Origin of the sequence: Sporosalibacterium faouarense, from assembly GCF_016765695.1 — a bacterium.
GTDB lineage: Bacteria > Bacillota > Clostridia > Tissierellales > VENL01 > Sporosalibacterium > Sporosalibacterium faouarense.
Window position 1 is genome coordinate 115,860 of record NZ_JAETGO010000034.1, and the last position, 24,156, is coordinate 140,015.

29 protein-coding genes and 1 pseudogene are annotated in these 24,156 nt (G+C 33.8%); 21 read left to right on the forward strand and 9 right to left on the reverse strand.

Going from position 1 to position 24,156, the window contains the following annotated elements; genetic code table 11:
- Nucleotides 1-10 precede the first annotated feature (10 nt).
- The 14 genes from JMO20_RS05320 to JMO20_RS05385 all read left to right on the forward strand — a co-directional run bounded on the left by JMO20_RS05320 (nt 11) and on the right by JMO20_RS05385 (nt 12,673).
- A complete protein-coding gene (locus JMO20_RS05320) occupies nt 11-883 on the forward strand; it encodes a secretion protein F (RefSeq protein ID WP_202708500.1) in 873 nt (290 codons plus the stop codon).
- A gap of 11 nt (nt 884-894) precedes the next feature.
- Nucleotides 895-1,287 (forward strand): DUF4320 family protein, encoded by a 393-nt coding sequence (locus tag JMO20_RS05325; RefSeq protein ID WP_202708501.1) that lies wholly within the window; start codon nt 895-897, stop codon nt 1,285-1,287.
- A complete protein-coding gene (locus tag JMO20_RS05330) occupies nt 1,284-1,805 on the forward strand; it encodes a hypothetical protein (protein ID WP_279380056.1) in 522 nt (173 codons plus the stop codon). The genes JMO20_RS05325 and JMO20_RS05330 overlap by 4 nt, the downstream gene beginning before the upstream one ends.
- A 97-nt stretch (nt 1,806-1,902) precedes the next feature.
- Entirely contained in the window at nt 1,903-2,229 is a 327-nt protein-coding gene (locus JMO20_RS05335; RefSeq protein ID WP_202708502.1) for a PadR family transcriptional regulator, read from the forward strand.
- Between the two features lie 14 nt (nt 2,230-2,243).
- Nucleotides 2,244-2,840 carry a DUF6550 family protein gene (locus tag JMO20_RS05340; RefSeq protein ID WP_202708503.1) on the forward strand — a complete coding sequence of 199 codons (597 nt, stop codon included), beginning with the start codon at nt 2,244-2,246 and terminating at the stop codon, nt 2,838-2,840.
- Between the two features lie 69 nt (nt 2,841-2,909).
- The gene (locus JMO20_RS05345; protein WP_202708504.1) at nt 2,910-4,943 is read left to right on the forward strand and encodes a DUF8195 domain-containing protein; all 2,034 of its coding nucleotides are present in this window, start codon (nt 2,910-2,912) and stop codon (nt 4,941-4,943) included.
- Nucleotides 4,944-5,311: 368 nt separating this feature from the next.
- Complete coding sequence (locus JMO20_RS19935) at nt 5,312-6,187, forward strand: NlpC/P60 family protein (protein ID WP_202708505.1); 876 nt, start codon at nt 5,312-5,314, stop codon at nt 6,185-6,187.
- A gap of 16 nt (nt 6,188-6,203) precedes the next feature.
- Entirely contained in the window at nt 6,204-6,845 is a 642-nt protein-coding gene (locus JMO20_RS05355; RefSeq protein WP_202708506.1) for a TraC-like domain-containing protein, read from the forward strand.
- 146 nt (nt 6,846-6,991) lie between these two features.
- Nucleotides 6,992-8,380, forward strand: a complete 1,389-nt coding sequence (locus tag JMO20_RS05360; protein ID WP_202708507.1) for an AAA family ATPase — start codon at nt 6,992-6,994, stop codon at nt 8,378-8,380.
- Complete coding sequence (locus JMO20_RS05365; RefSeq protein ID WP_202708508.1) at nt 8,370-9,047, forward strand: DUF167 domain-containing protein; 678 nt, start codon at nt 8,370-8,372, stop codon at nt 9,045-9,047. Before JMO20_RS05360 ends, JMO20_RS05365 begins: the two co-directional genes overlap by 11 nt.
- Before the next feature lie 93 nt (nt 9,048-9,140).
- Nucleotides 9,141-10,961, forward strand: a complete 1,821-nt coding sequence (locus tag JMO20_RS05370) for a VirB4 family type IV secretion system protein (protein ID WP_202708509.1) — start codon at nt 9,141-9,143, stop codon at nt 10,959-10,961.
- 12 nt (nt 10,962-10,973) lie between these two features.
- Nucleotides 10,974-11,141, forward strand: coding sequence for a hypothetical protein (locus tag JMO20_RS05375; protein ID WP_202708510.1), 168 nt, complete (start codon nt 10,974-10,976; stop codon nt 11,139-11,141).
- Nucleotides 11,116-12,126, forward strand: coding sequence for a hypothetical protein (locus JMO20_RS05380; protein ID WP_202708511.1), 1,011 nt, complete (start codon nt 11,116-11,118; stop codon nt 12,124-12,126). Before JMO20_RS05375 ends, JMO20_RS05380 begins: the two co-directional genes overlap by 26 nt.
- Before the next feature lie 19 nt (nt 12,127-12,145).
- Nucleotides 12,146-12,673: a helix-turn-helix domain-containing protein gene (locus tag JMO20_RS05385; RefSeq protein WP_202708512.1), complete on the forward strand. Its 528-nt coding sequence runs from the start codon at nt 12,146-12,148 to the stop codon at nt 12,671-12,673.
- Nucleotides 12,674-13,472: 799 nt separating this feature from the next.
- Here the strand turns inward: JMO20_RS05385 and merB are convergent.
- The 8 genes and pseudogenes from merB to JMO20_RS05430 all read right to left on the reverse strand — a co-directional run bounded on the left by merB (nt 13,473) and on the right by JMO20_RS05430 (nt 17,548).
- Nucleotides 13,473-13,811, reverse strand: coding sequence for an organomercurial lyase (gene merB / locus JMO20_RS20740; RefSeq protein ID WP_202708658.1), 339 nt, complete (start codon nt 13,809-13,811; stop codon nt 13,473-13,475).
- The gene (locus tag JMO20_RS05400; RefSeq protein ID WP_202708513.1) at nt 13,812-13,964 is read right to left on the reverse strand and encodes a hypothetical protein; all 153 of its coding nucleotides are present in this window, start codon (nt 13,962-13,964) and stop codon (nt 13,812-13,814) included.
- Nucleotides 13,965-14,012: 48 nt separating this feature from the next.
- Entirely contained in the window at nt 14,013-14,519 is a 507-nt protein-coding gene (locus JMO20_RS05405; RefSeq protein WP_341255971.1) for a Csac_0668 family 2Fe-2S cluster-binding (seleno)protein, read from the reverse strand.
- A gap of 29 nt (nt 14,520-14,548) precedes the next feature.
- On the reverse strand, nt 14,549-15,976 hold the full coding sequence (gene merA, locus JMO20_RS05410; RefSeq protein ID WP_202708515.1) for a mercury(II) reductase: 1,428 nt from the start codon (nt 15,974-15,976) through the stop codon (nt 14,549-14,551).
- Nucleotides 15,969-16,331 (reverse strand): ArsR/SmtB family transcription factor, encoded by a 363-nt coding sequence (locus JMO20_RS05415; RefSeq protein ID WP_202708516.1) that lies wholly within the window; start codon nt 16,329-16,331, stop codon nt 15,969-15,971. Before JMO20_RS05415 ends, merA begins: the two co-directional genes overlap by 8 nt.
- 68 nt (nt 16,332-16,399) lie before the next feature.
- The gene (gene lgt, locus JMO20_RS05420; protein ID WP_202708517.1) at nt 16,400-17,161 is read right to left on the reverse strand and encodes a prolipoprotein diacylglyceryl transferase; all 762 of its coding nucleotides are present in this window, start codon (nt 17,159-17,161) and stop codon (nt 16,400-16,402) included.
- A 27-nt stretch (nt 17,162-17,188) separates the two neighbouring features.
- A pseudogene (locus JMO20_RS20745) lies at nt 17,189-17,344 on the reverse strand (heavy-metal-associated domain-containing protein); the annotation flags it as partial.
- A 12-nt stretch (nt 17,345-17,356) separates the two neighbouring features.
- Nucleotides 17,357-17,548: a hypothetical protein gene (locus JMO20_RS05430; protein ID WP_202708518.1), complete on the reverse strand. Its 192-nt coding sequence runs from the start codon at nt 17,546-17,548 to the stop codon at nt 17,357-17,359.
- A gap of 465 nt (nt 17,549-18,013) precedes the next feature.
- On the opposite strand from JMO20_RS05430, the gene JMO20_RS19940 reads away from it, so the two are divergent.
- A complete protein-coding gene (locus JMO20_RS19940; RefSeq protein ID WP_243414635.1) occupies nt 18,014-18,262 on the forward strand; it encodes a recombinase family protein in 249 nt (82 codons plus the stop codon).
- The gene (locus JMO20_RS19945) at nt 18,237-18,800 is read left to right on the forward strand and encodes a recombinase family protein (RefSeq protein WP_243414636.1); all 564 of its coding nucleotides are present in this window, start codon (nt 18,237-18,239) and stop codon (nt 18,798-18,800) included. Before JMO20_RS19940 ends, JMO20_RS19945 begins: the two co-directional genes overlap by 26 nt.
- Here the strand turns inward: JMO20_RS19945 and JMO20_RS20280 are convergent.
- Nucleotides 18,784-19,221 (reverse strand): HAD-IC family P-type ATPase, encoded by a 438-nt coding sequence (locus tag JMO20_RS20280; RefSeq protein WP_202708660.1) that lies wholly within the window; start codon nt 19,219-19,221, stop codon nt 18,784-18,786. The genes JMO20_RS19945 and JMO20_RS20280 overlap by 17 nt on opposite strands.
- Nucleotides 19,222-19,755: 534 nt before the next feature.
- On the opposite strand from JMO20_RS20280, the gene JMO20_RS05450 reads away from it, so the two are divergent.
- From JMO20_RS05450 to JMO20_RS05470, 5 genes are all read left to right on the forward strand, one after another.
- Complete coding sequence (locus JMO20_RS05450; protein ID WP_202708519.1) at nt 19,756-20,511, forward strand: ZIP family metal transporter; 756 nt, start codon at nt 19,756-19,758, stop codon at nt 20,509-20,511.
- Nucleotides 20,512-20,655: 144 nt separating this feature from the next.
- On the forward strand, nt 20,656-22,008 hold the full coding sequence (locus JMO20_RS05455; protein WP_202708520.1) for a M23 family metallopeptidase: 1,353 nt from the start codon (nt 20,656-20,658) through the stop codon (nt 22,006-22,008).
- Between the two features lie 62 nt (nt 22,009-22,070).
- On the forward strand, nt 22,071-23,144 hold the full coding sequence (locus tag JMO20_RS05460; protein ID WP_202708521.1) for a peptidoglycan-binding domain-containing protein: 1,074 nt from the start codon (nt 22,071-22,073) through the stop codon (nt 23,142-23,144).
- Between the two features lie 154 nt (nt 23,145-23,298).
- A complete protein-coding gene (locus JMO20_RS05465; protein ID WP_202708522.1) occupies nt 23,299-23,667 on the forward strand; it encodes an ArsR/SmtB family transcription factor in 369 nt (122 codons plus the stop codon).
- 32 nt (nt 23,668-23,699) lie between these two features.
- Nucleotides 23,700-24,077, forward strand: coding sequence for an ArsR/SmtB family transcription factor (locus JMO20_RS05470; protein ID WP_202708523.1), 378 nt, complete (start codon nt 23,700-23,702; stop codon nt 24,075-24,077).
- Nucleotides 24,078-24,156 lie beyond the last annotated feature (79 nt).

Consider the following 24,156-nt stretch of genomic DNA (forward strand, 5'->3'; position numbering starts at 1 on the left):
GGGGGATATGATGATACAAATTTTACTTTTATTTTCGATGGCCTTTTCTTTAGGTGTGTATCTGATTTTGAAGGATGTATTAAAGCTGCCTTCAGGACGAGCTATTAAAGCGGTTCACGTCATAGATAAAAGGGAAAGAAAAAAATCAAAGAATCTTGAAGTGTTAATCAATGAGTGGGCTATTAGATTATCTAAAATAGTTCGTCTTACGGATTACAGTAGACGAAGACTTACAGCGACTTTAAAATCAGCAAATATAAAGCTCTCACCAGAAACATTTGTTGCGAGAGCTTGGCTAAAAGCGGGGATGATGCTACTTTTTATAATCCCTGCTTTATTTATTTTCCCGATGGTATTTCCAGTCATATTGTTTTTAGCAGTAGCAGTTTATTTCAAAGAAATCCGAAGTGCTGATGAAGCTGTCAGAAAAAGAAGAGAAGATATCGAGTTTGAATTGCCACGTTTTGTTTCTACCTTATCTCAGGAATTAAAAGCCAATCGAAATGTGCTTAATATCCTAGAAACGTACAAACAAAATACGGGCAAGAGTTTTAAAAATGAGCTAGAGATTACCGTGGCAGACATGAAGTCAGGCAGCTATGAATCAGCCCTTACAAGAATGGAAGCAAGGCTCAACAGCCCATCGTTGTCTGAAACGATTCGTGGGCTTATTGGTGTACTAAGAGGTGATGATGGTGTTGTGTATTTTCAAATGCTGTCCCATGATTTGAAACAATTAGAATTACAACGATTAAAGACAATCGCCATGAAAAGACCGGCAAAGATAAGGAAATATTCCTTTGCCATGCTCTTTTGCTTCTTGATGATGTATCTATCCGTTATGTTTGTTGAAATTATTGAAACCCTTGGGAAACTATTTTAGGAGGTGGTCGAATGATAGAGATTTTAAAGTCGAAACGGGGAGAGGGATATATTGATGTCGTGGTGGTTGTCCTTGTAGCGATGATGGTCATTGCCATGGCAGTTAAGGTATATCCTGTTTTTGTGGTGAAGGGGGATTTAAACACATTTGCAAACGAGCTTGCAAGAGTGGCTGAAATTGAAGGACGCATTGGTTCAGAAACCACAGCTAAGAAAAATGAACTTAGGGCAAGTCTTGGGATTGATCCAACAGTGAATTGGTCTACGTCAGGGAATATTGATCTCAATGAAGAGTTTAGCGTTGTCTTAACATTACCTGTAGATATTGGATTTTTCGAATTTGGCTCCTTTCCCATTACCTTGACCGCTAAGGCAACAGGTAGATCGGAGGTATATCACAAGTGATGAAAATCATAAAAGATAAACAAGGGAATGCAGCACTCTTTGCCATTGTCATTATTTTATGTCTGATACTTCTCTTTACAGTTGCAAGTGAATACTTAAGATTACAAATAATAGCAAGTGGTGTCAGAGATGCCCTGCAATCCTCTGTTATTGCAGTAGCGACTGAAAACTATGATGAAGTCTACAACGGTTTAAGAGAAGGCTACTCTGGTGGTTATCAGCTAAATGAAATGGATAGATGGGTAGAGCGAGTTGACTCAGGTGCAGTGCTCATGAAATTGAGTGATAAACTGGGACTAATCGGTGGAAATAAATATGCAGGTGGGTATTTGGAATATCGCTTATACGATTTGGATATTCAGATTAATAATGCGCCTTTTGCAATGAGTGACAATAACAACAGATTTGAAGCAGAAGCCTGGGTGACACTTCTTGTACCTTTATCCTTTGGTTGGGAGCACTTACCGCCAATGGAGATTCGACTTAAAGTTAATGCTGGATATAGTCCAAAGTTCTAAAAAAATAAGTGAAGTATAGACAAATAAAATCACTCATGATAATATGTATATATAGAACATGTATAATTTATACATATCGTTATTGGAGTTGATGAACATGAAAAATAAACCATCTATAAATCTGAATGAACCAAGCTTTTATATCTTATTGGCATTGTCAAAGGAGCCGATGAGTGGTTACGAACTAACAAGAGACATACTAAATATCACAAAAGGTAGACTTGAAGTAAAAACTGGAACAATGTACCCAACCCTAAAAAAGTTGTTGAAGCTTGAGCTCATTGAACAGATCGATGAGAACGGTCAGGAAAGAAATAAGAAGATATATCAATTGACAGAAGAAGGGAAGAAAATCCTTCAATATAAAGTTGATATGCTGAAAGAAAAATTAGAAGAAGTAAAGTTAATTATAAACGAAACCTAAGGAGGTCGTGGAATATGAAAAAAATGAATTCAAAACAAATAACTTTGTTTACAGGAACATCTTTAATCATAGTTGCAGTAATATTCGGTGCTTTGATTTTTTCGAAGCTCAATACTCAAGAAGTTGGAAAGGACAATGTATTATCTGATATTGAAAATAATGCACCTGTTGTAGAAAAAATTGAAGAATCAGATGAAATTGAACAAGTTGTTGAAGTTCCTAAAATTCAGGATACTGAAACGAAGCTGATAGAAGACAAAGCAGAAGTTACTTCCATTGAGGAGCCGATGCCTGAACCACCAGAAAAACCAGAACTAGAAGCACCAAAGGACAAACCGGAAACCAATGACGATTTAGAGGATATGGATAATGTACCTGAATACAATGAAGAAGATTTGGTTATTGAACCTGAGGAAGTTGTTGTGGTAAATGAAACTGAAAAAACAACAGAACCAGAGTCAGTAGTAATCGAGGAAGAGCAATCAAGTGAAAGCAATTTAGTACCACCATCTGAAAATCCTTTTGCTAACCCAGCTAATGCAGGGAATCCTAAAGAAATTGATGGATCAGATTTAAGTGATTATGTTCCGGGTACTGGCGATAAATTTTAAATACGAAAAATCATGTGGAGATAGTTCAAATATGAGCTGTCTCTATTTTTATGGAAGGAGATATGGAAAATGAAGTCTTTAAAAAATATAATGATAGTCATGCTTATTGGTATGATTTTTTTGAGTTCTATAGCAGTTTATGCCGACGACAATGCTGATACAGGCTCAGGTGATACTAGCAATGCTCTAGATGGTAAAGGGTTTTACCGTGGCAGTGAATACATGTACAAAGTATCTGTATATGTTGGTTTGTCAGATCAAGCTGACAAGAATACAAGTTTAAGCTCGGACTGGAAAATGATTGGTTCAAGGCCTATATATGTTAAACCATCAAACTTTTCAATGCCATCAAATGTTTTCTATGGCATTGAAAATAAAGTGAATTATCAAAAGGGGAGTGCATTAGAACCGAATGGCGATTCTATGGTTATTGTAGATAATCCGCCACCAATCCCTATTACAAATGGTGGTAATATTAATTCGGTGAAATCCTATTTTGGTGATACAGCAACACTCAACTATTTTATTGATGCCTTTGCAACTCAAAAAGGAATAACAAGAGAAACATTGGTGGAAAGCATGACATTTACCATAGAAGGTGAAACAAAATCCTATCCCGCAGAAGAAATCCTGCCCATAAAAGTTGATGGCCAATATCAAAATAAAGTGCCATGGCTTATTGTGTATGAACCTGTGATTATTTCATACCTAAAAGACCGTACAACTATATTAGCCTTTACTGCCACAGAATATGCCTTAGCTCAAAAGCTAGGATATTTTAATTTTAGGGGTGGAGCTGATGGACAATATATATCAGGTATGACCCATTCTGATTTGCCAAATTCCATTTTTTTAGAAGAAAGTTGGTTTGGTTATCCGGTAACGTCGGCACTTCCTGATAATGTGTATTGGGATTTAGATCGTATCATAGCAGGCGGTGGTTGGGGTATGCGCCTATTAAAGGCGAATGCGGTCAATGTAGTTGAAAATGATACAGAGTATGACTATGAGTATCGTGTTGACACAGATGTTATTACGTCAGTTCGAATTTACGCAAGTGATGACATAACGCCTGATAACCGCCATGAAAGTGAAGCTGCCTATAACAATCCAGTTAAGAATACAGCTACTGTTACCATAAGTGCCAATGGCTATTCAAAGAGTACAGAAGTTGTTATTCCTGATGGCGGTTCAGAACTGGTCTGGCTTAAATGGCATACTCCAAGTGTACCTGGTGATGTAACAATTCAAGTAAATGTTAGTGGTAATAGTGCAGCCAAAATTGATGGAACAAGTCGAAGTGCTACTTTAATTGGTAAAGTTATAGATTTAAGCTTGAGCGAACCACCAAATCCAACGGCCAATGACCGAAACGATCATTTTACCTTACCAAGTATTCCGGTAAAAGCAGAGAAAATTAATGCGAACTGGGGTGTGTATGATTGTAACTGGATTCCAAAATGGGTATGGCATCCAAAATGGGAATGGGAATCTGATTGGCAGAAGGATTACTATACCTATCATCATTCTGGTGGATGCAGGGATACTGATGGTGATGGAGATGATGATTATTGTCCGGGGCACAGAAGATATCGCTGGGTTGATCGAGGTGAGTGGGTTGATAACGGTCATTGGGTAGATGAAGGACACTGGGAATATGATTATACAAACTATAATGCCAGTCTCACAGGCACGATGACATTGGAACCAGATGAAAAATCTCCAACTGCTGATGGAGAGGTTATGAGATCAGGTTATGGTGTAAATATCAATGTTTCAACCTTCCCAACAACCAATGCCCCAAGTTCTCATGTTACCAATGCTCAAAATGTCATTACTTATTTCCCAGAGTTTCATTATGATATTTATTGGAGGTTGCTGGATGCAAGGGAATATGGTGAATTTGCTTTCAAGGAAAATAAATATTCAACTTATAATGGCCGAGTCCATTTCACACCGCTTTGGTTTCCCGATGGAAGGTACAGTGTTCATGCTGAAATAATAGACACGTGGACGCCTGACGGGATGTTAAGAATTAACTTAAATGATAATGTGACCATTGATGGAGATTTATATATGGATTGGCACATTGGACCAAAATAGAGGGGGAATGAGACATGGCAATAGACCCAGCGACACTAAAAGCAGCAGCAAAAATTGCTACTACAGTTTTGTCAGATGAAAAGGGCAGGCGAATCGTATTGGTTGCCTGCCTTGTTCCATTTATCATCATTCTACTAGTTTTATCATCACCATTTGCGATCTTTTTTTCAATACTTGATGGTCAAGAAGAAACGGTATCGGTTATCAGTGTATTGAATGAGATGAAAGAAGATTTTAGATATAGTGTACAACAGGAACAAGCCGATTCGACCGCAGATATCATTAAAACCATAGTTATTGGAAGTGAAGACGGATTACTAATTGATAATTCGGAAGATGTATTGATTGCTTTCGCAGTGAAATATAATGTGACAAAAGATAATGCAGAGCAGGTTGCAGTTCTATCTGACAACCAACTAGAAAAGCTTAGACAAGTCTACCTAGATATGAACGTAATAACCACTACTTATGAAACCACATCAAAAGAAGTTGAAGTCACGACAACGAATGATGATGGAGAGTCGGTTACTGAGATTAAAACAGTTACAACAACCACTAAAATTATTACTATTGACAGTTTGACAACAGAAGATATCGGTGAAGTTTATGGATTTGATGATGTGCAGAATCAGATGATTGGTGAAATGCGTCAAAGTGGATATGGCATATTGATGGCTTCGGGTAACAGCAAGACTTTTCTGGCTAGGGAAGAAATTGAAGAGATAAAGAGTCATATCCCCGAAGGCATAATCATCGAAAGTGAAAAAGTTGTTGAAACAGCTGAAAGCTTAGTCGGGAAAGTAAATTATTTCTGGGGTGGAAAAAGTCTAGCTATCGGATGGGATAATCGCTTTGGAACAGATATGGAAGTAACTTCACCGGGAAGCTCATCTACAGGCACAATACGTCCCTTTGGCTTGGATTGTTCAGGCTTTGTGACTTGGGTATTCGTTAATGTAGAACTACCTACTGATTCAATTGAATCAACAATAGGCCACGGCACAACAGCTCAGTGGAATGTATCTACAAGTATTCCGACAAGTGCAGTAATGAAAGGCGATTTCGCTTTTATTGCAATACCAGGAACGAGAAAGGTTAATCATATTGGTATCGTTACAGGTAGAAACGATAACGGACAAATCATGGTCATTCACTGTTCATCAGGTGCTAACAACGTTTCAATATCAACAGCAGAAAGTGTTGGTTTTTTATATTATAGAAGACCGGCAGTTCTAATCAATTAAAGTCGGGAGGTTAAGCATGAATCCAGTATTACCAATTATTATGATTTTATTATGTGCTATTGCAGGAGCAGTAGCGTTTTTCTTTTTAAAGAGACCAAAGCAACTAAAGAATGATCAGATTAATGAGAATCAAAAGACAGCTCAGGAGTTTGTTAATGTGAAAGATATTCATGATAGATTTTTATATACAAGAGATGGTCAGATTATCGCTTATATTAAGATTCATCCAATTAGTATAGATTTATTTTCAGACAGTGAAAAAGAACAGATTTCAAAGGTTTTAACAGCTGAATTATCTAGTGTTCAGAAACCCTTTAAGTTTTTGGCAGTCTCACGACCGGTGGATATCACACCACTGGTGAATGAGTACCAAAGTCTTTTATCAGAGACCACAGATCAAAAGCAAAAAGAGCTCCTCAGGCATGAAATCATGGAGATTAGCAATTTTGCTACCAGTGGTGAAGTTATAGAAAGAAACTTTTTTATCATGCTTTGGAGTCGATATCGAGAAGGCATAGAATCGGATTTGATTAAAGAGTGTCAGGAAATGATTCAAAAGTTTGAAAGTGTCAACATTCATTGCGACATCATAAAAGAACAAGAAATAACTAGGCTGTGTAATTCAATTAATAATCCTGCATATATTTATTATGAGTAGGATGTTTGATGAATACGATCTTAAAATATGGTTATAATAAACGCTATATAAAATTAGAAATCGATACAAAATGTATCTTATGTAGAAAATATATTTACAAATCAAGTGTTTTGTGATAAGATTTATTATAACCGGAGGTGTATGTAATGAAAGATTCTATGATTCGTATAAAAGAAGCTGAACTGTATAATATAAAAAATGTTGAATATGGAAAAATTGATTTTCCAAATGATAATACATCATCAAATAAATTAATGGGTTCTGAGATCGTTGGCATATATGGTCAAAATGGCTCAGGTAAAACAGCATTTGTTGATGCTATGTGGATTATTAAACACCTTATAAGTGGAAAAGAGCTACCTAAAAACGCAGGTGACTATATCTTTGAAGCAGAAGAAACTGCCACGATTAAACTTGGTTTTGATTTGAACCAAGGTGACCATGAGTATCAGATTTTCTACGAAGTAGAGATTGAAAGAACAGATGAAAACAAAGCTAAAGTCATTCGAGAAAACTTAACGTACAAAGAGCTTATTGACGGTGCTTGGAAAAGTAAAGCGGGAATTATTGATTATCACGTAAAAAACAAAGAATATGTTTTTAAACCGGTAAAAAACTATCGTTTACTCACTTCAAATAATGCTGATATTCAAATTGATTTAGGTGTTGCAAAAAAAATGTCAGATAAAAACAGTACCTCTTTTGTTTTCAGCAGTGAGTTAGAAGATATCATTAAGAAAAGCGATGCTTTTAAAAACTACACAGACATTATTATAGCTTTAAAGCATTATGCTAATGTTAATCTTTTCATCATTAAGAATCACCATTCAGGAATGATTAACATGAATGTGTTAATTCCCTTTAGTTTCAGGTTGTTAGATGAGAAAAAGGTGACACAGGGAGATTTGGCAATCGGTCTGTTAAAGCCATCGGTTGTACCGGAAGAAGTTTATAATGTTGTGGTTAAGATTATTGACCAGATGAATATTGTCCTTGAGACTATTGTTCCAGGTCTTAATATAGGTTTGAAAAACCATGGCAAGCAACTTAGAGAAGATGGTAATGAAGGGATTCGGATTGAACTGATCTCCATAAGAGATGACATAAAAGTTCCTTTAAAGTATGAATCTGATGGTATCAAAAAAATCATCTCCATAATGAGTACTTTAATAACAATGTTTAATAATCCTACAGTTTGTATGGTGGTTGATGAATTGGATGCCGGCATATTTGAATATTTACTTGGTGAAATTCTTCAGATTATCAGTGAAAACGGAAAAGGACAGTTGATCTTTACTTCTCATAATTTGAGACCCCTTGAAATGCTGGATACAAGTTCAATCATCTTTACAACAACGAATCCTAAAAATCGATATATGCGCTTTGCAAATGTTAAGAGCAATAATAACCTTCGAAACCTGTATTATCGAAGCATAAATCTTGGTGGACAAAAAGAGGAAATCTACAAAGAGACCAATAGCTTTGATATCAGTCGTGCCTTCAGGATTGCTGGGAGGGTGATTGATGAAAACTAAAAAGGTCATTCTATTTATTGTAGAAGGTGTCACTGATAAAACATCTTTAGGTGGCATTATTGATAAATTGGTTTCGTCGAACCTGGTAAGGTTCTACATAACCGGAGGAGATATAACCAGTGATCGCTTTTCAAATAGCTCTAATGCCATTGCCAAAGTCAATGACCATGTTAAAGCTTTTCTAGCAAGAGAACTAGGAATAAAAAAGAGCGATATCATTCAGATCGTTCATCTAATCGACATGGATGGGGCTTATATAAAAAGTGATCAAATTCAAGTGGAAGAAGTAGAGAAATTTGCTTATTCGGAATCTACGATTATTGCAAACGGGGTAGAGCGTGTTCTTGAAAGAAACAGTAGGAAACAGCAAGTCATTAATCGATTATCACTCTGTCCAAAGATATCGGGTATTCCGTATAGCATGTATTATTTTTCTTGTAATCTTGAACACGTTTTGCATAATGAGATAAATCTGGCGGATGAACTGAAGATGGAGTATGCTGAGCGGTTTTCTGATTCCTATTATAAGACGGAAACGACATTTATTGACTTCATTCGAGATGAACAGTTTGCAGTTAAAGGCGATTACAAAGAGACTTGGGAATTTATAAAACTAAACGGAAATTCCCTCAAGCGGTATAGCAATTTTCACTTGTTCTTTGAATAAAAAAGATAGATTAACTAAATGAATATAATCACGAGAAAACACAGCACATTGATGTTGTGTTTTTTTTCGTGCAAAAAAATGGAGGAAAAGTGAATGAAAAAGACACAGAATAATCAAGCAACAGTTAATAATAGCCTATTAAATATCATTACTCCAATTGGCCTTGAACTTAAAAGAAACAGCCTGATTGTAGGTGAAAACACAGGGAGAATTTATGGAATCGTCAAGTACCCGCAAAAAGTCGATTATGGATGGCTAGCAAAAATCACAAACATACCAGGAACAGTCGTCGGCATTACATTTATACCGATCGATAATGGTGAATTTATTTCAGGATTATCGAAAAATGTCATCCAAAATCGAAGTGCAGCGGATTCAGCCAAAGATCCACTCATTCGGCAAAGGGCAGAGCAAGCAGCTATGGATGGTGAAAAGATCATGCTTCAAATTGATAGAGAAGGTGAAACCGTTGGAACCATGATTATATCCATCATGGTGATTGCAAGGGAAGAAAACAACTTTCAAAAAATTTGCAGAAAAACAGAAAGTATCATTGCCACAAGTAAAGCAAAATTAAGAATTATGGCAAATCTACAAGAACAAGCATTTAAAAGTGTTGCACCATATTATACCCTCGATGAAGCGATTGGAGAAGTACTTAAAAGAGTCATTCCAATGAGCAGTTTTGTCGGAGGTTTTCCTTTTTCATCTTCCGGTTATAATGATGGAACCGGTTATTACTTTGGACGTGATAGTACAGGTGGTCTTGTTGTTCTTGATCCATGGAAAAGAGGGAATGACAGAACGAATACAAACTTTACCATTATGGGTGTGGCAGGGGTTGGCAAAAGCACCGTCGTTAAGCATATTGCCCTTGCAGAGTATATGAAAGGTACAAAGATAATTTTTATCGATCCAGAAGCAGAGTACAAAGAATTAACAAAAGCATTGAATGGAGATTGGATTAATACGGGTGGAGGCCTTAATGGTAAAATCAATCCATTGCAAATCAGACCCACACCTGTAGATGATGATGACAAATATTATAAGGATGAAGGTCATGGTATGGGAGATATGGCCATCTACATGAAGAACCTTGAAATCTTTTTTAGCTTATATTTGCCTTCTCTATCAGATAAGCAAAGAGCAATTCTTAAGAACGTGCTAATCGAACTGTACAATCATTTTGGTATTACATGGGATACAGATATTAATCGATTATCGAATGAAGATTTTCCGGTTTTTTCAGATCTGTATGAACTGCTCAAAGAAAAGGCTAATAAGGAAAAAACTTCATCAAGCAATAATGAATATGAAGAGTTGTCGTTACTGTTACAAGATATTGCTCTTGGCAGTGATGCATTTTTATGGAACGGGAAAAGCACAATCAAGACAAATTCAAGATGTATCTGCTTGGATACCCATGATCTTCAAAACACCAGTGACAATATTAAAAGAACTCAGTATTTCAATATCCTTACGTGGTGCTGGCAACAAATGAGTTTGGACAGAAATGAACCGGTTTTATTAATATGTGATGAAAGCTATCTTATGATCGATCCCAATGTGCCACAGTCTTTGGTGTTTTTAAGAAATGTAGAAAAAAGAGCTAGAAAATATGAAGCAGGGGTAGCGATTATATCCCATTCAGTTGTTGATTTCTTAGATCCGAAGATTAAGCTTTATGGACAAGCACTGCTTGACATTCCGGCTTATAAAATACTGATGGGTTGTGATGGCATGAATTTAATCGAAACCAAGAAACTATACAACCTAACAGATGCTGAAGAGCAGCTATTAGGTCAAAAGAAAAGGGGAAATGCCCTTGTGATGATTGGTTCTAAAAGATTGCATGTGAACTTTCAGATACCAGATTACAAATTTGAGTTTATGGGCAAAGCCGGTGGAAGATAGGAGCGTGAACTTTTGAAAAAGAAACTAGTGATAGAATTGATCATTTATATTGTAATTGTCATCATTGGAATCATAATGATGATTATGTACCAGCCAAAAGAAGTGGAGGTAGTATTGCCGAAAGATTTTCAGATAGAACAGGAAGGAGGTGCTGGTGATGCTTTTATACCTATCCAGTAACGAGAACATTAATATGATTGATTTTCTCCATGATGAGCATGGAATGATTATAAAGAAATTATCTGGTACTTTTTCTCTAAAACAATTTGTTCTTAGAGATATGAGAAGCTTAGAGCATTTTAACAATGTGCTTATTGATCTAAAAGCGCTTAAGGATACAGAAGACGAAATGATGGAAGCTGTAATTGGCTTTAGGAAGATGTTCTCTTCAAGAATGATAGTTTATATAGAAGCGATTAAGGAACAAGAGAAACTCATTTTACAGCTCATTGAAGCAGGGATTTATAACATTGTGTCATCGGCAGATGTGACATCCCTTAAAAAGGAAGTTCTTAAAGCTATTAGCGACCTTGGGATAAGCAAACGTGAAATTCAGTTAAAGCTTATTCAAGAAGATGTAACGGCAAACAGCACCTTTACATCATATTCTTTCTTGAAAAAAGATATCAAGATTGCTGTCACTGGGGTGCAGCACCGTGTTGGTACGACAACCATGGCTATTAATTTGGCAAATTACTTATCTAACATTGGCGCTAAGGTATGTTATGTAGAAGCAAATGAACATGACCATTTGAGTAAGCTTCTGGAGTTTTATCAGGAGATGACAACGAAGGAAGATATCATCCTATACAATGGAGTGAAATATCTTTCGCTCCATTCAGAATGTCATGATGAATTTGATTTCATAATTTATGACATGGGGGTAGTCAACAATAGGATCATAGACGTCATTAGAAAAAATTGCGATGCTGCAATACTTTGTGCAACAGGGAAGCCTTATGAAATTAATGATATGGAGAATATCGATAATCTGATTGATGAGAAACTCATAGGCAAAGTATTTTCTTTTGCTGCTGAATCTGATAAACGAAAAATTGAAAAGCAATATGGAAGTGTATCTTTTTCAAACTACACACCCGATTATTTTGATGGAGATATAAACGAAAAAATTTGGGAAGATGTAATTACCAGATTTATTAAGTGAAGTTGAAGGAGGACAACTCATGACGAATAAAGGCAAATTGATTGAAAGTGTATATAAAGCAGATTTAAGCCAACGAGCAACGTTGGTTATTTTTTATTTAATTAATAGAGCGGGCCAAGAGAACACTTGTTTTCCTAGTATAAAAACCATTGCTAAAGAGTGTAATATAAGCACTAGAACAGTCCAAAGAGCATTAAATGATCTTGAAAAAGCCAGCTTTATCACTCGAGAAAGTCGGTTCCACGAACAAGGAGGACAGCGGTCTAATCTTTATCACCTGATTGAAGTAGAGACTACTAATAACCTGGACTCTCTTGATTCAGAAATAGGATGTGAAACTTATGAAGAAAAGAATATGCTTTATGATTGTGAGCAATCGATAAATATAGAAGATGGTTGTACATGTACACGAGTGAATTTAGAAAATAATGAGAAAACACAAATAACCAGCAATACTCTTGAACAAGTAAACTTTGACTCTTTATATGCAACAATGACAAATGAAAATTTACTGTCGGGGACCCTATGTCATGATGGCGTACCTTGAATTATTCACTCTAATATATAGGGTTATTGAAAAATATGTACTATTAGAGGTACCGCCAACATCGTCGGATTATCTTGACTATATAGTGAAAAAACTAGTATTTTCAACATATTCACGTTGTTTATATATACACAAAGAAAACTAAGACTTTTACGCACCGTTTGCCATTGACATGGAGCCTCTGCAGGTATGATTTTAAGCCCTAAATGGATAGTGAAATGGAAAAGGGCTATACCACTTAAAGTAGGCTATCATACCTACTTCTCCGTGTAAATGGTTCGCTTCGCCAAACTACTTTTTACTAGGTACGTAGTCTACTTTGTGTACTATGCTTACAATAGTTTTAGGTAGTGCTAATGCTAAACTGAACTTTTCTATTGACAAAAGCAGGTAGTCTAGTTAATCCGATAAAACTCACGCTAAGACAATATATGGAAGTATTATTTATTAACATGATAATACTAGAAATTTTGATGTCTTGAAAAAATAGATTCTTAGTAAAATTGTATAGTGTTATAATAAACTATTTATCAAATCTAATATAACCTTGATTCAAATATTTAAAATCAAATAAAAAAACTTGTGTTAATATAATAAATATATATACCACAAGCTTCTTTGTGAATTAGAGTATTTTAGAACAATTTACAAATTCGATTTTTTACAGAGTTATATCTTTCCACCAGCTTTTACCTAAAATAGCAGCTTCTTTTAAATACAAAAGTTTTCCTTCTATAGTCAAGTTATGTTTACGCCATAGATCAAAATGCTCACCTGAGCAAAAAAAGTTTATCTGTGGTCAGGTGCAACCTACTATGGATTTACCTAAATCGGCATCGACTATCCATAACTTTATATCTGATTCTGACTCATACGTAAATTCACCTTTTGCTAATTCTACAGCTAACGAAGTTTCACAGGAATAACAATATGAGTTTATTTTTGCATCTACTTGTAAAGCAGCAGGAATTCCAATGACATCAGCAGCACACCAGGTAAAGAGCTTTTGTTCTCCAATGTGTAAGCTGTGAGGTGTTTCAACTAATGAAAGCCCAAAGCTTCCAACTACAGCATCTAAACGATGGTCAATAACAACTATTCCATTTTGTTTTAATCTTTCAAGAATGGTTTTTATAATTTACTTTGGCATATTTGTTTCCTGATGCAGATAATTTAGAGTTGCAGGTATTCCTTTTAAAATAGAGAAAAATGCTGCATTCCTTATATTTTTTTCTTCGGGTGAAAATTGTTCAAAATAATCACCCAATTGCTCCTCAATACCTTCAATCATGTCTTACTAGTCCCCTTTATAATAATATATAAAAGAATATGGTAGATTCTAGTTCTTTTTATTTTTAAATTGAAGTCCTTTATCTATAGCACTTTGGACTACAGAATGACAGCATTTACCTGATGGATTCTTTATTTCACACTGTCCATTTTTCATGGCACCTGTTAATCTTACAATGTCTTTCATATTTTCAGCATTGTCCTTTACTACGGCACTTATAACCTGTTCTTCTGTTACTTCATTACAATAGCATACATATTTAGGTTCTGCGTCTTTTTTAAACCATATAGGGACTTTTACGTCTCTTTTCTTAAATACACTATCTAAATCTGAATTATAATAAACTACGTCACATTCTTCATCCATACACAAGTAATAATCTTCACTTTTAACATTTTCAACTAATTCATCACAAACCATGTGTTCTACAGTAGTATTTTTTACTTTATCTCCTGCTTTTTTACATATAGGACATGAATCATTTTTTTCTACCATACTGGTAGATTCTAATTGGCTCCCTCAGCAGGATTTATTACTATTAACTTGGTTATTCATCACTTATTCCTCCTCTTTATTTCTTATATTTATTCTGCACAACAGCTAAGCTTTGTCATATCCTTATAAAAGGATTGAGCTACAAGCTTTATAGCTTCAGACATTGTTGGGTATACGTGTATTGTATTTGAAATGTCATCAATTGTAAGGTCATGTTGGATTGCTAAAGTGGTTTCATGTATTATGTCAGCTGCTAATTCTCCAATAGAATGAACTCCTAAAATCTTTTTTGAATTCTTATCAATAATCATTTTTACAAATCCTTTAGTATCTCTTATTGCAGCAGCCTTTGGTACCATTTTCATATCTAGCTTTCTGCTTTCTATCTTGTAACCTTCTTTAACCGCATCATTTTCTCTTAGTCCTACTGATGCTACTTGTGGACTCGTAAATATGGCATGGGGAACAGCTTTGTAATTTGGTTTTTTAATATTACCTTGAATAGCATTTTCCCCAGCAACTGAGCCTTCGTGGGCATCTACTGTAACAAGCATATAATTACCGATAACATCACCAGCAGCATAAATATCCGGGTTTGATGTCTGTAAAAATTCATTTACTTTTATGAAGCCTTTCTCGTCTACATTTATTCTAGCCTTTTCTAGTGCCATAGTATCGGAATTTGGAATTCTACCTGTTGCTACTAACAATTCATCCCCTTCAAAAGTATGTTCATTTCCATCCTTTATAACAGTTACATACTTTTTATTATTTTCTTCATAAACAGATTTAAAAGATAATTCTTTTATTATCTCAATATTTTCATTTAACAATATTTTTTCAAGTGCTTCTGAGATTTCAGATTCTTCATTTTTAACTATCCTGCTGCTCCTTTGAAGCATAGTGACTTTGGAGCCAAATCTGGCAAACATCTGAGCAAATTCAACAGCTATCCAACCTCCACCTACAATAACTAAAGTTTCAGGTAGTTTTTCTAGCTCCATAATTTCAATATTAGTTAGGTAATTTACATCTGCTAATCCTGGAATCTGAGCAATTGATGCTCTTGAACCTATAGTAATTATGTATTTTGTAGCTTTATATTGCTGCCTATTTATTTTAATAGTATCTTTGTTAATAAATTCTGCCTTCCCTTGAATCATAGTAATATTTCTGTCTTTTTCATAAATATCTATATATTTTGTTTTTCTTAACTCAGTTATTAAACTATTTTTTTGTTTGATTACTTCTTTGAAATCTAGTGGTTCCTGTTTTAAATTTATGCCACCAAATGGATTGTACTTACCGTAATTATATAATTCTGCTGCTCTAAGCAAATTTTTGGTAGGTACACATCCTACGTTTAAACAAGTTCCTCCAATAACACCTTTTTCAATTATGGCTACTTTTTTGTTTAATTGAGATGCTTTAATAGCTGCTGCAAAACCTGCTGAGCCACCGCCAATCACAATCAAATCAAACTGCTTAACATTTTCTGTTGAACAACAGTTATTCATTTTGAACCTCCTCATTTAGTTTACTTTTTTCATTATTAAGTATTTCACAGGTGCATATATTGCAAGTATTTCCTTCTGCTATATTTTGTCCGAGTTTAACTAGAGCTATTATTCTTTCATCAGCAATAGAGTAATATATATTTTTACCATCCTTAGTGGACTTCACATAGTTACACCATTTTAAACATTTCAACTGCATAGATATAAGGCTTTGAGAATATCCAGTATCTTCTACTAATTCTCCTACATTTTTCTCACCATCAATTAGTGAAAGAATAATTTTATATCTAGTTGGATTAGACAATCCATGAAAGAATTTGGTATATACTTCAATTTGCTCATCTGTAAATTGCATATATTTTCTCCTTCCCAAAAGCTATAAATATAATAAATGATAGATATTTTAATATTTAAGTTAATGAATTATCGAGGGATTTTCTTTTTATTATAGAAATAAATTGCAACACAAATAGTAATTATTAACAAACTCATTAACTGAGCAATTCGAATTGGTCCAAGCATTAAGCTATCAGTTCGCATACCTTCTATAAAAAATCTCCCTATAGAATACAGTATTCCATAAAGTAGTAATATCTCTCCATCAAATTTCTTTTTGTCTTTATATATTATCAAAAATATAAAAGCTAAAAAGTTCCATATAGATTCATATAAAAAGGCAGGGTGATAATATTGTCCCTGTATATACATATTATTTTTAATAAATTCAGGGAAAATACTTATAAACTGTTCCGATACAGGACCACCATGTGCTTCTTGATTAAAGAAATTTCCCCATCTACCTATAGCCTGACCAAGAATAAGACTAGGGGCAAATATATCTCCAAGTTTGAAGAACATTAATTTTTTCTTTTTCACATAGATAAACCCAGCGATTAGTCCTGCAATCACTCCACCATGGATTGCCAGACCACCTTCTCGTATATTTAATATTGAGATAATATTATCTTTATAAGATTGCCATTCAAAAATGACGTAGTATAATCTAGCACCAACTATTGAACTTGGTATTACAAGTAAAATAATATTTAATATATCATCTTCAGATATATTTTTCTTTCTAGCTTCTCTTAAAGCCAATATTGTTCCTATAACCATAGCAAAGGATATAATAATTCCATACCAAAGTATTTCTAATCCAAATATTTCAAATGCTACTCGATTCATAGTATTCCTCCTTGTTTATCTGCTACTTTATCTTTGTATTCCATACCCATATTCTGAAAGAGCTTGCTCCATTTTATCTAAATTCACTTTATCTGGGTCATAAGTAATAATTGTATCACCGTCTTGCTTTACGGAAACTTTCTTGATACCATCTAACCTAGATAGTGCTGCTTGAGCAGTTGTCGCACAACTAGCTCAACTAAATCCAGTAATTAAAAATCTTTTTTCTACATCGTTAGAATCAAGTGTGTTATCTTTAGTTATTCTTATTTCGTTATTATTTGTTTCACTTAATATTGCTGTATTATTATTTCTAGAATTACATCCGACAAATAATAGTACAATCATTACCATTAAAATTACTAACAAACTAAAACGCCTAGACACCGACACTCCTCCTTATAGCTTAGATGCATATTATTATAATTTAATTTGAAAAGAAAGATGAATATAGAATCAATCCTACTGATACAAGGGTTGAAATCCATATTAGTAACTTTGTATTTTTAGACACAATTTTGTTTTTACTCATAAAATAATGTGCTGACGCAAGCATTATCACAGTTAAAGCTATAAATACATTTCTATATGGAGAAATTGTTGATACCATAGCAAGTCCTAATCCACTCAGACCGAGGGATGTAAATAATGCTATACCAACTCAGCATATAGCTGCAAAAAATGATGTAACTGTTGAACCTACACCTAGTAATTTTTCTCTCAAGTTATTTACCTCCAATCTCTAATATAAACATATAAACATTTTTTGATATGTTTATATTATATATCTTTATAATATATATTTCAATAGCCTTATATTGTATATATAATAGAAATAATTATAACTATAAGATGTTAATAACTATAAGTCAGTTAATTTATCAAGGACTAATTACTAATAAGGTAGTAAGAGAATTTAAGGAACTAGGCATTGAAGCAAGATTCGAGAAGGAAAATATTAATACCCTAGACAGCAAAGGAGAAGTTTTACTAAGTATCCTTTCCGGCCTGGCAGAGGATGAAAGTAGATCTATTTCAGAAAACTCCACTTGGGGAATAAGAAGAAGGTTTGAACATGGGGAAAGTAATAGTAAACCATAAAAAGTTTTTAGGATATGATAAGGATGAAGATGGTAACCTTGTTATAAATGAAGAGCAAGCAAAGATAGTAAGAAGAATATATAGAGAATACTTAGAGGGTAAAGGCACAAATAGAATTGCTAAAGATTTAGAAAGAGATAAGGTTCCTAAATGGGATGGAACGTATAAATGGTATGAAAGCAGCATTAGAAAGATGCTTCAAAATGAAAAATATAAAGGTGATGCACTACTTCAAAAAACATATACGGTTGATTTTCTAACTAAGAAGAGGCTAGAAAATGATGGGCAAGTTCCAAAATACTATGTTGAAGAAAGCCATCCAGCAATTATAGATAAAGATACATGGGAAGCGGTACAGCTTGAAATGGAAAGGCGTAGAGCTTACGCAAAAGAGCATGGAATGAAAAGGCTAGAATATGCAACAGTTAAGAATCCATTTGCAGGGAAAGTAATATGCGGAAACTGCAATAAAATATATGGAAGAAAGACTTGGAATTCAACTAGTAAAAGCCTTAAAAGAATTATATGGAAGGGTTAATAATACCCATTCCAGCTAATATAACGGCAACAATATTTATAACCATTGAAATGACTATGTTGATTTTAATTGTAGCAAATACTTTTTTAGATAAAATGAACAGCTCGGGAATTTTAGATATATCATCTGCCATTAATGCTATATCAGAAGTTTCTAATGCAACATCAGATCCCAGAACCCCCATAGCTACACCAATATCAGCTCTAGCCAGAGCAGGGGCATCGTTTATACCATCTCCTATCATACACACTGTTTTATTTTTACTGATGTAATATTCAACTACTCGAACCTTATCCTCAGGTAGTTGTTCAGCATATACTTCATTAATCCCAGCCTTAGAAGCAATAGCATTAGCAGTAATTTGATTATCACCAGTTAGTAAAGCAATATTTCCTATTCCAAGTTTTTTTAATTTTTTTATAGTTTGAGAAGCATTTCCTTAATTTGATCAGCTACATTTATTAAGCCAACAATTTTATCATTAACTGAAACTAGCATAACAGTTTTACCCGATTGTTCATATTTTTTAATTTCATCTAGGATATTTTCAGAAACCTTAATGTTATTGTCTGCTACTAGCTTGAGGTTACCAACTAATACTTTTCTATCGTTAACTTTTGCTATAACTCTTTTACCTAGTTTGATGCTAAAATCTTTGGGGTCAACTAGTTCAATAGAACTTTCTTTTGCTTTTCTAACTATGGCTTTCCCAAGAGGGTGTTCGGAAAACTTTTCACTGGTGGCAGCAATTTTTAATATTTCTTCTGTAGTATAATAAGGTGCAAGGCTGATATGGCTATATTCATGTTTTTTTTGTTTTTAAAATGATAGTTTAGCCAATGACATGTATGACTACTAATTATTTATTGAACTATTAATAATCAGATTCATAAAAAGTTCTATAAATACTTTAAACACATATAGAATAGTATAAGACATAACATGGAGGGATCTCATGGTTGATTTTAAAACGAATATAGCTTTTTTAGGTTTTTTTGGTTTTTTTGTTGCATGGATTGGAATGATAAGCGGAATTTTTCTTTCTAATGTGGTTTATAAAACTAATAGAAGAATAAAGGGCACAATACTTGGATTCATTGGTGGCCTTATACTTGCACTAGTATGTTTCGATATGCTTCCAGAATCCTTTGAATATGGAAATGTATATATAGCATCCTTTGGAATTACGATGGGTTTATCTTTAGCTATTATCCTTGAAGGAACTTTTCAACATAACCATTTGGGAACTGCTAAAAGTAATAATGATAAATTTCTTAAGATTGCAATTTTTATTTCAATAGGTATAGCTATCCATAATATTCCAGGAGGAGTTGCCCTTGGTGCACTAGTATCTACTTCATTAAGAAAAGCGATGCACCTATCAATAATTATAATACTACATGGAATTTCAGAAGGGCTAAGTATAGGTTTTTATCTTAAAAATAGGAAATCACAATTTGTTGCGCCCCTATTATTTTCAATGTTTACTGCACTCCCCATGGGAATTGGAGCAATATTAGGGGGTTTTATAGGAAATATATCTTCTTATACAATTTCTATTAGCTTATCTTTTGCAGGTGGTTTAATACTATATGTGGTATGTAGAGAGATTCTTCCAGAGGCTAGAGAAGTATGGGAAGGTAGATTATCAACAATTGGTAATGTGTTAGGGGTAATAGCTGGAATTCTTATAATTTCATTGATACACTAAATTCTTTATGATAGAATATTGTAGAAAAAGAATATATGAGCAATCATTTGAAGAACAATTTAAATGGATTTTATTTACATAACAATAGGCATGAATCTTTGCTATAATTATTAAAATTGATTTATTTTACTAGGGGGAGAAATGATGAGTGGAGGCGCATATGCTAATAAGTTTAAAAATAAATACTTATATCTTATTATAGGGGTGTTATTAACTATAGCTGCGATTAGTAGTTACATCTATTTTGCAAAAACAGCCTATGCCATTTCTATAGATAATAAAGTAATTGGTGTAGTTAGAAATCAAGAAGAAGTTGATAGCATTATTGAAGAGATAAAAGATGAAATGAAAAATAAATATAATAAAGAAATGAAATTAAGTCAGGAGTTAAATATTAAGAAAACTAGAGTTAAAAATGATGATTTGACATCTACTAAAGATATTAAGTCTAATTTATATAATATATTGGATTTTAAGATAGATGCATACGCTATTAATGTTAATGGCAAGGATTTGGTCTATGTTGAGAGTGAAGTCGATGCAGAAAAGGTTTTACAACAATTAAAGGCTAAGTACTACAATGAAAGTGAACAGCTAAAAGAGATAGGATTTGCAGAAAAAGTTGAAATAATATCAAGTGAAATAGACATTAATAAGTTGGTCTCATTTGAAGATGCCTTAGATTATATTCTGTTAGGTGGAGAAGAACTACAAAAGTATAAAGTTGAATCAGGAGATACTGCTTGGGATATTGCAATTAAATATGATGTAGGTTTAGAGGATTTAGCACTCGCTAATCCTGAAATGAATTTAGACAAGCTTAAGATCGGACAGGAGATTAGTCTAAATATACCTGAACCCTATATAAATGTAAAAACAATTGAAACACAAGAATACGAAGAAGAGATACCCTTTAAGTTATCTTACGAAGAGAATGGCAATATTTACATAGGAGAAAAGAAGATAAAAAGGAATGGAGAGGAAGGAAAGAAAAAGGTAGATGTAGAACTAGTAAAGATAAATGGCATATTAAAACAGAAAAATATTATCAGTGAAGAAATATTAAAAGAACCAACTGATGCTATTGTTTTAAAGGGAACTAAGGAAAGACCAAAGACTATGGCCTATGGAGCTTTTAATGTTCCTTCAAGGGGGAGACTTTCATCTAGATTCGGACGAAGATGGGGAAAAGACCATGAAGGAATTGATATTTCAGGATCAGTAGGAACACCAATTAAAGCTGCTGATGGAGGCAAGGTTGTAACTGCTGGTTGGATTAATGGATATGGTAAAGCTGTTATAATAGACCATGAAAATGGTTATAAAACTCTATATGCCCATGCCAATTCATTAAAGGTTAAAAAAGGAGATAGGGTATATAGAGGACAAGTAATTGCAACAATAGGAACTTCAGGGAGAGTGACGGGTCCAAATCTTCATTTTGAAGTACAGAAGAATGGCGCACCTGTTGACCCTCTTAAATTTATAAAGTATTAAATAATTACTGATAATTATATTAATTTTGAGATACAAAGGAGTACTAAAGAGGGGGATTATAAATGGGTAAGAAGTCTATTGCTTTATTTCTAAGTTTATCATTAGCTGCAATCCCCAGTGGATTGACATTTGCAGATGAAAGCCACAATTTACATAAAAAAGGTGTAGATTGCGAAGAAATAAAGATTGTTCAAAGTGCATTAAAACAGGATGGTACATATACTTATGATAAATTAACTACGTATTTTGGTCCTATTACAGAAGAGGCCGTTATAGGTTTTCAAAGAAAATATGGACTTACAGCCGATGGTATAGTAGGTGCTTCTACAATAGATAAAATGAAAGAGCTAGGCATATATCAAAAAGTAGGAAATACTAATCTTGTTATACAAAATAGCCAAGGAATGTACAAAAAAGGCATGAATCATGAAGAAATAAAAGTTTTACAGCAAGCCCTAAAACTAGATGGAGTTTATAACTATGATGAGCTTACTACATATTTTGGACCCGTAACAGAAAATGCAGTGATAGCTTTTCAAAGAAAGTATGGGCTTACTCCTGATGGAGTTATAGGGGCTTCTAGTTTGAATAAGATGAGCTCATTAGGTTTAATAAAATATTCATCTAATCAAGCGATAAGCAGAGGTTCAGTTACAAGAAAAGGTTTTGGGGAACATGTAGACTGGTGGAGTGAAGTTAAGGACAAGCTAATTAATAGAGGAGATAATGTAGTTGTTCAAGACTTTAATACTGGTAAACAGTTTAATATTAAAGTAACCTATGGAACAAATCATGCTGATGTGGAAGCCTTAACAGCTAATGATACTAATATTATGAAAGACATTTGGGGAGGCTTCAGCTGGGAGAGAAGACCAGTACTAGTATATGTCGGAAACAGGGCTTTAGCTGCATCTATGACCAATATGCCCCATGCGGGAGTAGATAACCAACCAGAAGGAGCAACTTTGTCTAAGAGAAGTGGTGGTTATGGAAGAGGTTATAATCTTGATATGGTTAAAAATAATGGAATGAGTGGAGTGGTAGATTTACACTTTAAGGGTAGTTCAAGACATAAGGATGGTAGAAGTGATAGTCAGCATCAAAACGCAATCAAAAGGTCTGCTGGATTAAAATAAAATAATATAATATTTTTTATAGAACCTACTGATATTAATATTAGTAGGTTCTATATTTTTATTTTAAAAAGAGTTGAAATTTAGTAAAAAAAGGTATATACTATAACAGAAACAAACACATGAGCAATTATTCACATATAAGGAGTTGAAGATAATGCCTAATAATAAATCATCAGAAGAGTTTTGCAACTGTACCATTATTCATGAGGATGTTGTAAGAAAGGTAAAATTAAATATGCCTCAGGAAGAAAGGCTATATGATTTAGCAGAGTTATTTAAGGTTTTTGGAGATACAACAAGGATTAAAATACTGTATGCACTATTTGAAGAGGAGATGTGTGTATGTGATATAGCAGCTTTATTAGGTATGACACAATCAGCTATATCACATCAGTTAAGAGTGTTAAAGTCAGCAGGCCTTGTTAAGTACAGAAAAGAAGGGAAAGTAGCATACTACTCCCTAGATGATAATCACATAGAAAATATTTTTGACCAAGGATTCAATCATATAAATCACAAGTAATAGTCAATAATTTTATAGAGAGGGTGATACAAATGCAAAGGAATAACTCTAACCAAGAGTTTAAATGTAAATATTTCAAAGTTCAGGAAGATATAGTTGAGAAAGTTCAAGACCATTTACCTAGTGAGGATGAATTCAAAGAACTAATAAACCTATTTCAGGCTTTTGCTGATAAAACTAAACTTAGAATAATTTATATTTTATTTGACTCTAAAGTATGCACTTGTGAGTTGGCTCAACTATTAAAGAAAGATGAGGACAAAGTTATTAGCCATCTTAAAGAATTAGAAGAATTAGGCGTAGTTAAACATAAACAAGAAGAAGATATGACTTGTTACTACCTAGCTAACAATCATATTCAACACATTTTAGTTGAAGGATGTATCCATAAAAGCTACATTGATTCATAAAGAGAAAGTTAAGAAAGGGGAAAAATTATGAGTAAAAAAATTCATAAACAGCTAATTCTAGAAGGTCTAACTTGAGCGA